This window comes from Amycolatopsis sp. NPDC003861, from assembly GCF_053605405.1.
Genome location: NZ_JBSGJD010000258.1, coordinates 1 through 13,542 on the forward strand (window position 1 = coordinate 1; position 13,542 = coordinate 13,542).

General features: G+C 71.8%; 12 protein-coding genes. 4 read left to right on the plus strand and 8 right to left on the minus strand.

All coding sequences use genetic code 11. The features are described from left to right. Positions 1-145 precede the first annotated feature (145 nt). Entirely contained in the window at positions 146-496 is a 351-nt protein-coding gene (locus ACWEVN_RS40005) for an MmcQ/YjbR family DNA-binding protein (RefSeq protein WP_452054753.1), read from the plus strand. Positions 497-510: 14 nt separating this feature from the next. On the opposite strand, the gene ACWEVN_RS40010 is transcribed toward ACWEVN_RS40005, so the two are convergent. Continuing rightward, positions 511-2,322 carry a S8 family serine peptidase gene (locus ACWEVN_RS40010; protein WP_452054754.1) on the minus strand — a complete coding sequence of 604 codons (1,812 nt, stop codon included), beginning with the start codon at positions 2,320-2,322 and terminating at the stop codon, positions 511-513. A gap of 61 nt (positions 2,323-2,383) precedes the next feature. Beyond that, positions 2,384-2,656 carry a hypothetical protein gene (locus tag ACWEVN_RS40015; RefSeq protein ID WP_452054755.1) on the minus strand — a complete coding sequence of 91 codons (273 nt, stop codon included), beginning with the start codon at positions 2,654-2,656 and terminating at the stop codon, positions 2,384-2,386. Between the two features lie 240 nt (positions 2,657-2,896). Here ACWEVN_RS40015 and ACWEVN_RS40020 point away from each other — a divergent pair, with 240 nt between their 5' ends. The 3 genes from ACWEVN_RS40020 to ACWEVN_RS40030 all read left to right on the plus strand — a co-directional run bounded on the left by ACWEVN_RS40020 (position 2,897) and on the right by ACWEVN_RS40030 (position 7,035). Beyond that, complete coding sequence (locus ACWEVN_RS40020) at positions 2,897-3,946, plus strand: DUF2235 domain-containing protein (RefSeq protein ID WP_452054756.1); 1,050 nt, start codon at positions 2,897-2,899, stop codon at positions 3,944-3,946. Between the two features lie 157 nt (positions 3,947-4,103). After that, the gene (locus tag ACWEVN_RS40025) at positions 4,104-5,567 is read left to right on the plus strand and encodes a PKD domain-containing protein (protein WP_452054757.1); all 1,464 of its coding nucleotides are present in this window, start codon (positions 4,104-4,106) and stop codon (positions 5,565-5,567) included. A 16-nt stretch (positions 5,568-5,583) separates the two neighbouring features. Continuing rightward, positions 5,584-7,035, plus strand: coding sequence for a hypothetical protein (locus ACWEVN_RS40030; RefSeq protein WP_452054758.1), 1,452 nt, complete (start codon positions 5,584-5,586; stop codon positions 7,033-7,035). Between the two features lie 73 nt (positions 7,036-7,108). On the opposite strand, the gene ACWEVN_RS40035 is transcribed toward ACWEVN_RS40030, so the two are convergent. The 6 genes from ACWEVN_RS40035 to ACWEVN_RS40060 form a co-directional block, all read right to left on the minus strand. Continuing rightward, positions 7,109-7,867, minus strand: a complete 759-nt coding sequence (locus ACWEVN_RS40035) for a hypothetical protein (RefSeq protein WP_310976269.1) — start codon at positions 7,865-7,867, stop codon at positions 7,109-7,111. A gap of 135 nt (positions 7,868-8,002) precedes the next feature. After that, positions 8,003-9,442: a glycoside hydrolase family 3 protein gene (locus ACWEVN_RS40040; protein ID WP_452054759.1), complete on the minus strand. Its 1,440-nt coding sequence runs from the start codon at positions 9,440-9,442 to the stop codon at positions 8,003-8,005. A gap of 3 nt (positions 9,443-9,445) precedes the next feature. After that, the gene (locus ACWEVN_RS40045; protein WP_176169899.1) at positions 9,446-10,276 is read right to left on the minus strand and encodes a carbohydrate ABC transporter permease; all 831 of its coding nucleotides are present in this window, start codon (positions 10,274-10,276) and stop codon (positions 9,446-9,448) included. After that, positions 10,273-11,259 carry a carbohydrate ABC transporter permease gene (locus ACWEVN_RS40050; protein ID WP_449684605.1) on the minus strand — a complete coding sequence of 329 codons (987 nt, stop codon included), beginning with the start codon at positions 11,257-11,259 and terminating at the stop codon, positions 10,273-10,275. The genes ACWEVN_RS40045 and ACWEVN_RS40050 overlap by 4 nt, the downstream gene beginning before the upstream one ends. Further along, positions 11,256-12,557, minus strand: a complete 1,302-nt coding sequence (locus ACWEVN_RS40055; protein WP_452054760.1) for a sugar ABC transporter substrate-binding protein — start codon at positions 12,555-12,557, stop codon at positions 11,256-11,258. Before ACWEVN_RS40055 ends, ACWEVN_RS40050 begins: the two co-directional genes overlap by 4 nt. Positions 12,558-12,858: 301 nt before the next feature. Continuing rightward, the coding region (locus tag ACWEVN_RS40060; RefSeq protein ID WP_452054761.1) for a VOC family protein at positions 12,859-13,542 on the minus strand (684 nt) is incomplete at its 5' end.

Genomic DNA, 13,542 nt, shown 5'->3' on the forward strand with positions numbered 1-13,542 from the left:
ACCATTTAATCCAGACCCCACGTTACCCCGAACAAAATGCTTTGCTGTGGGGGTCTCCCGCGGTCGCCGCCCCGCCCCCCCCCCCCGCCCGCCCCCGGCGGGGGCGCGCCCCCCCCGGTTCCGCGTTCCGCGGGAGAATGGCGGCATGGTCACCGGTGACGACGTCCGCGCGTTCGCGTCCACCCTCCCGCGTGCCTACGAGGCGGTGGTGCGCGACCGGATCAAGTTCCGGGTCGGGCAGATCGTCTTCGTGGCCCTCTCCGCCGACGAGACCCTGATGGGTTTCGCCTTTCCCCGCGAGCAGCGGGACGCCCTGATCGCCGGGGAGCCCGGCAAGTTCCTGCTGCCGGAGCCGTCGGACCTGCGCTTCCGCTGGGTGCGGTGCCGCCTGGCGGCGATCGACCCCGGCGAGATGCGGGAGCTGGTCGTGGAGGCGTGGCGGATGTGCGTGCCGAAGAAGGTGTGGACCGCGTACCTGGAGACCCACCCGCTCTGACGGGCGCCCCGGCGTCACCCGGACAGGATCGTCGCCGCGTCGAGTTTGCCCCAGCCGTAGCGGGGGTTCCAGACCGGGCCGGTGGCCGCGTCCCGCCGGGCCGTGGTGCGGAGGCGTTGCTGGACGTCCTCCGGCGTCAGCGTCGGCTCCTGGGCCAGCATCAGCGCCACCAGACCCGCCACGAACGGCGTCGCCATGCTCGTCCCCTGGATCGTCAGGTAACAGCCGCTCGGGTGCAGGCGGGCCGCGAGGCGGGGGTCCGCCGCGAACTCCGAACCCTTGCTCAGGGCCGCCGTCACCACCTGGCCCGGGGCCGCGATGTCCGGCTTGAAGCCGCCGATGCGGGTCGGGCCCTGGCTGGAGTACGCCGACAGCGTGCCGACCTGCAACGCCGGCAGCGGCGACGGGCCGTTCGGGCCTTCGAAGCTGGTGCGGCTGATCAACGACGCCACCGAGATGGCGCGCTCTTCGCACGCCGGGATGCCCACCGTGTAGCCGTCGAGCGGCGCGCCCGGGAACAGCATCCGGCCACCCGCCACCGTGCCCGCCCACGCGTGCACTTCGCCGTGGACCACCGAGACCGGGCGGATGCGGACCGTCCAGCGGTCGTCGACGTGGCCGTCGATCATCAGGAAGGTCAGGTTCTGGTCGCGGTTGAGCGGGTTCTCCACGAAGTCGGCCACGAACGTGCCGTGCGCGGTCGTGACCTCGTCCGGGTCCGGCGCGAACTGCGTCCCGTCCGGGGCCTCCACCCAGACGTCGACGACGTCGCCGCGCGGGATCCACACGTCGCAGTAGAGCAACCCGGTGTCCGCCACGCGCACCGGGAACACCAGGTCCTGGCCCGGCACCAGGCGGCCCGAGGCGTGGATGCCGTCGTCGCCTTCGTTGCCCGCCGCCACCACGATGATCCGGCCCGGCCCGGACGCCCGGGCGATCTCGTTCTCCAGCGCCGACGTGCCGTCGTGCGCGCCGAAGTGCGTCCCGCTGCTCAGGCTGAGCACGCAGGGGCGGTCGCCGGCGAGCTCGAACGCGTCCCGGATGCCCCGGATCGTGTGCACGTCCAGCAGCGGTTCACTGCGCATCGCGTACAACGCCGCTTCGGGCGCCACCCCGCGGAACCGCCGGCCGGCCAGCGCCAGGCCGTTGCCGGCCGCGATCGACGCACAGTGGGTGCCGTGCCCGCCCGGGTCGCCCTGCGGCAGCGCCGGGCCGCCGTCGAGGGCGTCCTGGATCTGCGCGGTGTCGAAGGTGGTGAACTCCGACGCCGTCGCGCCCTGCCGGTGGCGGGCCCAGACGAACCGCTCGAGCCGGGTCGAGCCGTCGCCGCGCCGGAAGTCCGCGTGCGTGTAGTCGACGCCGCTGTCGACGATCGCCAGCAGCACGCCGGCGCCGGTCAGGCCGGCGTGCTCCGGGAGGCCGAGCGTGCTGTCGAGGCCGGTGACCGCGCCGCGGGCCTGGTCGAGCCGGGCGAACAGCTCCTTGGGGGCTTCGGCCCGGCGGAGCCAGGTCTGGCGGTCCAGTTCGGACAGCCGGTCGACCGGGACGTCGGCGAGCAGCACCGTGTCACCGCTCGCGTCCGGCGGGGCCGACACCACGGACCCGCCGGCCTGCTCGCACCACGCCGCGGCGGCCGGCACGGCACCGGCGGGCACCAGCAGCTTGACCGTCGTCTGCGCGGGGGCGGCCACCTCCCCGGTGGCGGCCGGCAGCCCGCCGACGTCCAGGGCGCGCGCCCCGACGCCTTCCTCCGGCCCGCCGGCCCGGGCCGCGGCCATCGCCCCGCGCAGCCGCGCGTCCAAGTGGGTGTCACGCCGAGCTTCCATGGGAGCACCTCGCCTCCGGCCGGCTCCGGAACCGTTCCGGACGCCTCGAGGTGCGCGCCGGTCACCCGAGCTGCCGGAGACCCCGCGGCGGCTCGACGGCAAGCACCCAGGGCTCCTGCCCGATCCGGTGCAGGACACCGGGGGTGACCTCGCCGGTCACCGAGGCCGGGCCGCGGTCGGCGACCGCCGTGCCGAGCTCGGCCAGCCGCTCCGCCGCCGGCCCCGGATCGGTGCCGGCCCGCAGCCGGACGACGACCGTCCGCCGGGCCTCCCGCTCCGCGCGGCGGGCCCACCGGTCCAGCTCCGGTGCCACGGTTCCGCGCCTGGGCTCCATTTCGCCGAGCCTACGCGGGGTCCCGTCGTCCGGCGCACAACTCACCCCTTGAGTCGGTGGTCCCGCCTATCGCGTAACGCGGATTCACCCTCACGCGCACCCCTTTTCCGGGCCGCGGGAAATCACCGGACGCGCACCGATCCGGAAATCGGGAAACGGCCACCGGATCGGGTATTCCGCTGGACGTAACGCGGCACCGGGTACCGGCGACTCACGAGGGCACGGACCCGGGGAGGAAGCATGGCGAAACGTCTGGTGATCTGCTGCGACGGGACGTGGAACTCCCTCCGCCAGCCCGCTCCGACCAATGTGGGCCAGCTCCAGAAGGTGGTCGCGCCCACCGATCCGGCCGGTGTGCCGCAGCGGGTGTACTACCACGAAGGCGTCGGCACCGGAAAGCTGTGGGACCGCCTCACCGGGGGCGCTTTCGGCGTCGGCCTCTCGAAGAACGTGAAGAACGCCTACCGCTTCGTCGCCGAAAACTACGAACCCGGCGACGAACTGTTCTTCTTCGGCTTCAGCCGCGGCGCCTACACCGCGCGCAGCACCATCGGTTTCATCCGCAACTGCGGTGTCCTGCGCCCCGGCGAGCTCGGCCGGCTCGAGGAGGCCTACGGGCTCTACCGCGCCCGCGACCGGGCCAGCTCCGGCCCGGACAGCCCGCGGGCCCGCGAGTTCCGCACGAAGTACGCCCGCGAAGACCGCACCCCCATCCGGTTCGTCGGCGTCTGGGACACCGTCGGCGCGCTGGGCATCCCCCTCAGCGGCGGCCGGCTGATCCACCTGCTGAACAAGCGCTGGCAGTTCCACGACATGGAGCTGACGTCGATCGTGCAGGCGGCGTTCCAGGCACTGGCGGTGGACGAGCACCGCAAGTCGTTCAGCCCGGCCGTGTGGGCACCGTCCAAAGCGGCCGACGGCCGGCGCCGCGAACAGGTCTGGTTCGCCGGTGCCCATTCCGACGTCGGCGGCGGCTACCAGCAGCCCGCCCTGTCGAACCTCGCCCTCCGGTGGATGGCCGACCGCGCCGAGCAGTGCGGCCTCGCCTTCACGGAGAACGCCTTCGACTACCTGGCCGCACGGGACGAACTCGGCGAACTCCACAATTCGCTCAACGCGTTCTTCCGGTGGTTCGGCTCGGCGAACCGCGTCATCGGCCGGGCGGACCCGGCGACCGAGTTCGCGGGCTCGTGCGCGCTGCACCGCAGCGAACAGATGCAGCCGCCGTACCGGCCCGGGAACCTGCTGGCGTACCTGGCGGACCCGGCGCACCGGATCATGAAGGTGTGACACCGGCCGCCGCTACGTCATTCGGGGCAACTTGCGCGGAGGCTGTCACGCGGATCGGGTGATCGCCGATACGCCTCGCGGGGATCTTCGTCATGGGGGCGAAGAACCCGCGAGGGGGGCGGATTCCGTGTTGTTCCCGTTACGTTCTCGTGGCCGGATGGCCGTGGTCTCCGTGGTGGCCGCGGCACTGGCCACTGTGGTCCCGGGGGTCGCCCACGCGGCGGCACCACCGGCCAACGACGACTTCGACAACGCCACTGTCGTCACGTCCTTGCCGTTCACGGCGCAGGAGGACAGCGGCGCGGCCACCAAGGCCGCCGACGACCCCGGCTGGTGCAGCGGTTACGCCGCGGCCGGCACGGTCTGGTTCAGCTACACCGCGACGCAGGACGGCCTGCTGCGCGCCACGACCGCGGGCAGCGACCACCGCACGCTCCTGTCCGCGAACACGGGAGCACGCGGCGGTTTGCTGAACGTCGCCGACGCCTGTGACTTCGGCACCGGGCCGGCCATCACTTTCCGCGCGACGGCCGGGACGACGTACTCCTTCCTGGTCGCCGGCATCGACACCCCCGGTGGCGCCCTCGAGTTCGCCGTCGACTCGGTCGCCCCGGCGCCCAACGACGCTTACGCGAACGCCGAGCCGGTGACCGCCCTGCCGTTCGCGAGCCAGCCGGACCTCTCGGTCGCCGCGGCCGAGGCCGGCGAGCCCGACTCGACCTGTGTGGACGACGAAGACCAGCCGTCGGTTTGGTACACCTACCCCGCCGCCGGCCCCGCGCAGTCCCTTTCCGCGCGGGTCGAAGGCACCGATGCCACCGTCACCGTCTACTCCGGAAGCTCACCGGCGGCCCTGACCCAGGTCGCGTGCGCGCGGAACAACTCCTCGCGCCCGGCGATGTTCCGCCCGAACCCCGGCACGGTCTACGCCATCCGCGTCACCGGGGCCCACCACGGCTACGGCACCTTCCGGTTCACGCTCCAGGAGACGCCTCCGCTGAACCCGGACGTGGACGTGTACCCGTCGTCCCCCACGGTGTTCGACAACGTCGGCTTCTCCGCTTCGTCGTGGGAGCAGATCGACCTGCCGCTGGGCGGGACGTGGGACTTCGGCGACGGCACGTCGGCCCCCGTGGGCACCGACACCGTCCACCACCGCTACGCCGCCGACGGTGTCTACACCGCCACGCTCCACGCGACTTCGCCCGACGGGGGCACCGCGACGGTGACCAGGTCCATCACGGTGACCACGCACGACGTGGGGATCTCGAAGTTCACGGTCCCGGCGTCGGCGCGGCAGGGAGACAGCAAGCCGATCAACGTGGACGTGACGAACACCCGGTACGCCGAGACGGTGACCGTCGTGCTGTCCAAGCGGTCCACGGACTACTGGGCCGAGGTCGGCCGGCTGACCCTGCAGGTGCCCGCGCGGGCCACCGGCAAGGTGCGGTTCCCGTTCGCCTACACCTTCACCCCGGACGACGCGGCGTCCGGGAAGGTCGCCTTCCGCGCGGAGGTCCAGCTGGCGTACCCGGCGGCCGATGCCCTTCCGGCCGACAACGAGGCGATCTCCATCGCCACGACCGTCAAGCCGCCCGCCACGCGCATCGCCGCCGTCTGACTTCCAGGGGGAACACATGAGATTCCGACCGCTGCTCGCCTGCCTCGCGGCCGCCACGGCCGCGCTGCTGCTGCCCGGGGTCGCCCACGCGGCCGCCCCGTCCAACGACGACTTCGGCTCCGCCACCGCCGTCACCGCTCTGCCCTTCAAGGCGTCCCAGGACGTCCGGGAGGCGACGAAGGCGGCCGACGACCCGGCACCGTGCAACACCTACACGACGTGGACCGTCTGGTACGACTACACCGCGACCGCGGACGAACTCGTCCGAGTGACGCCGGCCGGCACCGGGGAAAGGCCGTTCGTCGCGGTCTACACCGGTGAGCGCGGGACGCTGACCCCGGTCGCCTGCCGTGCCTGGGGCACTCCCGGCTACGCGACCTTCCGCGCCACCGCCGGGACGACCTACCACGTGATGTTCGCCCAGCAGTACAACCAAGGCGACCTGACCGCCGAGTTCACCGCGGTGCCACCGGCACCGAACGACGGCCTTGCCGCGGCCACGCCCGTTTCCGTGCCCGGCGACTACGCCGGTGATCTCACCGTCGCCTCGGCCGAGGCCGGGGAAGCGCGGCCGAGCTGCGACCCGGGCGCGGAGCAGTCCGTCTGGTTCGCGTTCACGCCGGACCGGACCCGGTCGGTGAGCGCGCTGGCGATGTACGACTGGGGCCCCGGCATCACGGTGTACCGGGGCACGACGGCGGACTCGCTGTCCGAAGTGGACTGCGTGGCCTCCGGTGACCGCCGGGCTGCCGTGTTCACCGCGGAAGCCGGGCAGCCCTACCGGATCCGCGTCGCCGACGACGCCGAGGCCGCGTCGGTGTTCCAGCTCCGGCTCGAGACGGCGCCGCCGCTGCGGCCGTGGGTGTCGGCGTCCCCCAACAACCCGTCCGTCTACACCGATGTGACGCTGTACCCCTCTTCGGGCGACAGCCTGGGCCGGGACTTCGTCAGCGGCGAAGTGCGGTTCGGCGACGGCGGCTCGGCGCCCATCACCGGTGCGCCCATCGTGCACCGGTACGCCGCGGACGGCGAGTACCGCCTCGAGGTCACCGGATCGACCGCCGACGGCCGGACCGGATCCGGCTCCGGCACGGTGCAGGTCGAGACGCACGACGTGGCGCTTTCGGACTTCGTGGTGCCGGCCAAGGCACGGGTGGACGACACCAAGCCGATCAAGGTGTCGGTCACGAGCACCCGGCACGACGAGACGGTCGTGGTCTCCCTGTCGAAGCTGAACGAGCAGGGCTACTTCCAGGAGATCGGGCAGCTCAAGCAGTGGGTGCCGGCGGGCCGCAAGGTGGTCCTCCCGTTCGCCTACACCTACACCGCGGCCGACGCCGCGGCGGGCAAGGCGCAGTTCAAGGTCTACGCGAGCATCGACCCCTACCGCGAGGACGCGCGTCCGGCGGACAACGAACTGCAGGGCTCGACCGCGGTCCGGGTCAAGACCGCGATCGCGATGTCCTGACGTCCACAGTGGAGGGACACGATCGGGCCCCTGTCCGGGAGAGGTGGACAGGGGCCCGCGCGCGGTCAGGGGGTCAGTGGTTGACCTTGAACCACGGCTGCGACCAGCCGAGGTAGGTCTGGCCCCACTTGCTCTTGATCTGCGCGATCGTGGTCTCGGTGTAGCTGCCGTAGCCGTTGATGTCGTTCGACAGGAACTTGCCGTCGCCGATCGAGATCATCGTGTGGCCGGCGCCGCTGCTCTTGAAGAAGGCGAGACCGCCGGCCGGGACCTGGTAGTCACCCGGGTGCTTGAACGACGACGGGATCTGGGTCCAGTGGACGTAGGCCGTCTCCGAACCCGAGGCGGACCAGCCGTAGTTCTGGGCGTTGATCCGGTCGCACCAGCCCTCGTAGGAGTCGAGGTCGTTCGTGTGGATGCGGGTCTTGGCGTAGGCCACGGCCTGCGCGCAGGTCTTCGGGTTGCCGGTGCCCGCGGTGGAGCAGGTCAGGGTCGAGCCGGCGCAGTCCGGGGCGACCCGGCCGTCGGAGCCGGTGTAGACGTAGGCGTCGCTGACGTAGCCGTCGCCCACCTTGTCCCAGATGTCCGAGGTGCCGTACTTGCCGTCGACCGTGGATCCGTTGGTCTGGCAGCTGATGGTCACCGCGGTGCCGTCGGCGATGCTGCCGACCGAGCTCGCACTGGCGCTCGGGCTGGACCGCACGGTCAGCGGCGCGCCCGAATCGGTGTGCACCGTGCCCGATGCCGCGAACGCCGGGCCCGCCCCGGCGACCACGATCGCCGCGGCGATTCCGGCCACCCCGGCCAGCCGCTTCACGATCCCCATGTTCATTGTTCCGTCCTCCAGTTTTCCGGTGTGCGGACAGAATGCGTTCCACCGGTACAAGCCGCGTACAAACTGCGGCTGAACTTCTGGAGATGCGGCAAAGCGGACGAAACCCCGCTCGGGAGCGGGGTTTCGTCCGGTTCAGGCGAGATATTCGGCCGCGGCGCGAAGGCTGACCCAGGAACCGCTGAACGTGTCGATCCGCGGGCCGTCGCCGTCGGCGGGCCCGGGCACGCCGGTCTCCACCCGGATGAAGTCCACAGTGGACAAGGCGGCCAGCAGCTCCCGCACCCGCGGGTGCCGGTGCGCCTCTCGCGTCACCACGACGACGCTGCCGAAGCCGCGGGCCGCCGCCAGGACCGCGTCGGCGTCGTCCGGTGTCGCGGTCATCGCCCGGGTGCCCGGCACGAGCTCGGCCAGGTGGGCGCCGAGGCCCCACGGCATCGGCCCGGCCGCGATGGTCGGCTCGGTCTGGACGTCGACCACCAGCGCCGGCCCCGCCAGCCGCGGCTCACCCCGGACCCGCAGCGCCTTGCGGGCCGCCTCCAGGCCGAGCCGCCGGTCCACCGGGCCCACCGACGCCGGCGCCGGGCCGGTGCCCAGCGCCGCCGTCCGGGCCGCCGCCTCCGCCAGCCGCTCCAGGGGCAGCTCCCCCGCCGCGACCGCGGCCACGATCGCCGAGACGCAGGCGTCCAGGTGTTCGGCTTCGAATGCCGCGCCGCCGAGGCACAGGGCGTCCGCCCCCGCCGCCAGGGCCCGCACGGCCGACCGGCCGAGACCGTCGTGACGCCCGTACGCGCCGGACACCGCCCCCATCTCCAGGGCGTCGGTGATCACCGCACCGGTGAAGCCGAGTTCGCCGCGCAGGACGTCGGTGAGCGCGGTGCGGTTGAGCGTGGCCGGCTCGTCGCCCCAGGCGCGGACGACCAGGTGGCCGGACATCACCGAGCGCACCCCGGCGCGGATCGCCGCGGCGAACGGGACCAGCTCGATCTCCCGCAGTTCCTCGACGGTCCGCGGCAGCACCGGCAGCGCCACGTGCGAATCCTCGGTCGCCGCGCCGTGGCCCGGGAAGTGCTTCGCGCACGCCGCGACACCGTACTTCTGCAGGCCGGTCACGTACGCCGCGACGTGCGGTGCCGCCTTCACCGGGTCGGAGCCGAACGCCCGGACGCCGATGATCGGGTCCTCGGCGGCCAGGGTGAGGTCCGCGCAGGGCGCGAGGTTCACCGTGACGCCGCAGGCCGCCAGCCGTTCGCCGAGCGCGGCGGCGACCGCCGTGGTCAGCTCCGGGTCGTCGGCCGCGCCGAGGGCCAGCGGCCCCGGCACGAACGACCCGGTGTTCACGTCGAGGCGGGTGACGTCGCCGCCCTCCTCGTCGATTCCGACGACGACACCGTCCCGCTCGCTGCGCAATTGCGCGGTGAGGGCGGCGACCTGCTCGTCGTCGACGACGTTGCGGCCGAACAGCACCACCCCGCCCAGGCCGTCGGCGACCCGGCGGCGCAGCCAGTCCGGGGCGGTCGTCCCGGCGAACCCGGGCAGGAGGACGGCTTCGGCGAGCTTCTCGGGCGAAGACAACGGCTACCCCTTCACCGCGCCGGCGGTCGCGCCGGACACGAGCTTGCGTTGCACGAGCAGGAAGAAGATCAGCGCCGGGATCGCGTAGATGACCGACGCGGCCATGACGCCACCCCAGTCGGTGGCGAACGCGGTGCGGAACGACGCCAGCCACACCGGCAGCGTCTCCTTCGGCTTGTCCTGGATGAACACCAGCGCGAACAGGTACTCGTTCCACGCGGTGATGAAGCTGAACACCGAGGTGGTGACCAGCCCCGGCCCGAGCAGCGGCAGCGTCACCCGGCGGAACGCGCCGGTCTGGCTGCAGCCGTCGATCATCGCGGCCTCCTCCAGCTCGTACGGGATCCCGTTGACGAAGCCGTAGAGCATCCAGACCGTGAACGGCAGCGTGGTGGCGAAGTAGATCAGCAGCAGCGACGGCAGCGTGTTGAGCAGCCCGGCGTCCCGCATCAGCAGGAACAGCGGGATGAACAGGGCCGACACCGGCGCCAGCTGCGCCACCATGACCAGCACCAGGAAGCCCCGGCGGCCGGTGAACCGCAGCCGCGACAGCGGGATCGCCGCCAGCGTGCCGGCCACCAGCGCGCACAGCACCGAGCCCACCGTGACGATCAGGCTGTTCATCAGGTAGGTCGGGAAGTTGTCCTTGCCCAGCGCGGTGGCGAAGTTGCCGAACGAGAACGACGTCGGGATCAGGTCGTACTTCGGCGAGAGGATCTGGCCGGGCGATCTCAGCGACGTGACGAACATCCAGTACGTCGGGAAGACGATGGCCAGCGCCACCAGGACGCCGACGACCGACAGCGCGATCCGCTGCGGCAGCGATTTCCTCACTTGAGATCACCTTCCGGGGTCCGGACGAGCAGCTGGATGTACCGGCCGGTGATGAGCGCCAGCACGATCAGCATCAGCGTCGCGATCGCGCCCGCCGCGCCGAAGTGGTTGCCCGCGATGCCCTTGAGGTACAGGACGACGGCCAGGGTGGTGCTCCCGCCGTCGGGCCCGCCCTCGCGGATCGCCCAGATCTGGGCGAAGGCGTTGAAGTCCCACAGGACCGACAGGAACGTCACCATGGTGGTGATCGGCCGGATGGCGGGCCAGGTGACCGCGCGGAAGGTCTGCCACGCGCTGGCGCCGTCGATGCCGGCGGCCTCGTACTGCTCGCGCGGGACACCGATGATGCCCGCGTACAGCGAGAACGTCACGAACGGCACGGCCTGCCACACGATCAGCAGTCCGATCACGGTGAGCGTGCTGGGCCCGCTGGAGAACCACGAGAACCCGATGAAGCCGTGGAAGCCCAGCCGGTCCAGCGTCTTGTTGAGGATGCCGTACTGCTGGTCGAAGATCCACTGGAACACCGTGGTCGTGGCGATCACCGGGGTGGCCCAGGCGAGCACCAGCGTCACCTGCACCATGATCCGCACGACCGGGCCGAGGTGGCGCATCAGCACCGCGAGCAGGAGACCGCCGAGGATGGTGGCGGCCACGATGGCGGCGGTGAACACCAGGGTCCGGACGGTGATCGTCCAGAACTCCGGGTCGGAGAGCGTGTTCGTGTAGTTGTCGAACCCGATCCAGATCATCTTGCCGGAGACGAGCTGGCCGATGTCGAGCTTGCGGAAGCTGATCGCGAGCACCTGGACCAGCGGCCAGGCGAGCAGCACCAGGATGGCCGCCAGCGCCGGGAGCAGCAGCAGGTACGGGAGCAGCCGGTCGCCGAACCGGCCCCGCCTGCGCTTGGTGACCCGGGTGTCGCGCGGCGATGCCGGCGGGGTGGCCCCCGCCGGCATCGTCACATTCGCGGTCGCGGTCATCCGCCGATGAGCTTGTTGAGCGCTGCGTTGGCGTCGGCGGTCGCCTGGTCGAGCGTCTTCTTGCCGGTCAGGTACGCGGTCAGCATGTCCTTGACCGGGTTCTGGCCGGACTCCACGTCACCCCACTTCGGGCTGGCCGGCACGGCCTTGCCGTTGGCCGACGCCTTGGCCATCACGCTGCCCAGCGGGTCCTTGTCCAGGCCGGTGAGGTCGGTCGACGTGCCGGGCACGACGCCGGCGGCGGCGAGCTGGCTCTGGTACTTCGGGCTGGAGAGCAGCTTGATGTACTCCTTGGCCGCGGCCGCGTTCTTGCTGTTGGCCGGGATCGCCAGGTTGGAGCCGCCCAGGAAGACGGGGGCGGCCTGGCCCGCGTTCTTGCTCGGGATCGCGAAGGCGCCGGTCTTGCCGGTCAGGCTCGCGTCGGTCTTGGCCGCGGTCGCCAGCTCCCACGGGAGGCCGATCATCATGGCCACCTTGCCGGCGCCGTAGACGGTCGCCTGCTGCGGCTTGGCCTCGTCGGCGTCCTTCGGCGCCTTGGTGCCGGAGGTGTCGACGAGCTTCTTGTAGAACTCCAGGCCGGCCTTGGCCTCGGGGGTGTCCAGGCTCGCCTTGTAGTTCTTGCCGTCGGCCTTGGCGATGTCCCCGCCGTTGTCCCAGATGAACGACAGCAGCGCGTACCAGTTCTGGCCCGGCATGTAGAGCGCCTGGAAGTCGGGGTCGGAGCCGAACTTGGTCTTCAGCTTGCCGATCGCGTCGATCCACTCGTCGTTCGACGTCGGCGTCTTGGTGATGCCGGCCTGCTCGAACATGTCCTTGCGGTAGATGACCTCACGGTTGGCCGCGTAGAACGGGACGCCGTAGACCTTGCCGTCGTAGCTGCCCGAGTCGGCGAGGCCCTTGAGCCACTGCGCGCCGTTGAAGCTGTCCTTGTCGGCGGTCAGGTCGGTCAGGACGCCTTCCTGCGCGGCGAACGCCGCGGTCTGCGTGTTGCCGATCTCGATGACGTCCGGCGGCGCGCCGCTGGCCAGCGCGGTGGTCAGCTTCTGCTGGATGCCGTCCCACTGCTGGACCTCGTACTTGACCTTGACGCCGGGGTGCGCGGCCTCGAACTCCTTGTTGAGCGCGCCGGTCAGCGTCTCCGGCGCGGAGCCGGTCATCAGCCAGACCGTGACGGTCCCGCTCAGCGGTGCATTGCCGCTCGACGAGGCCGCGGTGTCCGAGCCACCGGAGCCCGCGCAGCCCGCGGTCGCGAGCGTGAGTGCGGCGGCGCCCGCCGCCAGCTTGAGCCAGCGTTTCACTCGATGCCGTCCTTTCCATGCCCGGCCACCGCGGCCGGACGCCCCAAATGGTGTAGACCAATGTTGGGGTTAGAGTGGTACGTACCACAGGCCCTGTCAAGGCGGTTGCCGGAACGTTGTAAACGCATGCGGGGAGTAGCCGGGCGGTCACCGGCCACCGGCGGCGGGCGCCAGAAGTCGTCCGGATAGGAAGGCGTCCCGGCCGTTTTTCACCGCCGGGGCAGGGGAATTCCGCGCGCCCGCAGGCGCCGGCCACGACGAAAACCGCCCCGGGAAAGAAATCCCGGGGCGGCGATGGTGCTCAGGCCGGCGTTTTCGCCGGTGGGGCCGCGTGTCGGCGGGCGCGGTGGGCGGCCATCCGCACCGGCGCGTTGCTCACGCCGTAACCCCGGTACCCGCCGATCCGCTGGACCACCTCGAAGAACACCCGCGCCCCGGCCAGCGCGGTGTAGAAGTGCAGGAACTCGCCGCCGGTGTCCCGGTCGTACAGCACCGAGTGCTCCCGCAGCGCGGCCAGCCGCTCGGCCGGCAGGTCCAGGCGGGCATCGAGGTCGTCGTAGTAGTTGCCGGGGATCTCCAGCAGGGGCGCGCCGGCCGCACGCATGGCCGCGGCCGCCGCCACCGCGTCCGTGCAGGCGAACGCCACGTGCTGCGGTTCGGGGACGGCCGGCGCCCACTCGCCGCGGCGGACCACGGCGCTGTCCAGCGTCAGCCGGACCGCCCCCGCCGCCACCGCGCGGCTGCGCACCAGCCCGAACGGCGCCGCGAACTCGGCCACCGGGGACGGCGTCAGCCCGAACACCGAGCGGTAGAACAGCGCCGCCTCCTCGAAGTGGTCGAAGGGCTGGGTGAGGGCCACGTGATCGATTCCGAAGACTCCCGCGCCGGGCGCCGTTTCGCCGGTGGGCGTGAAGTCGTCCCGCCAGTCGTCGCCGCAGAGGAACACCTGGGTGCCGTCCGGCGCCGCGACCGACGCCAGGTCGGC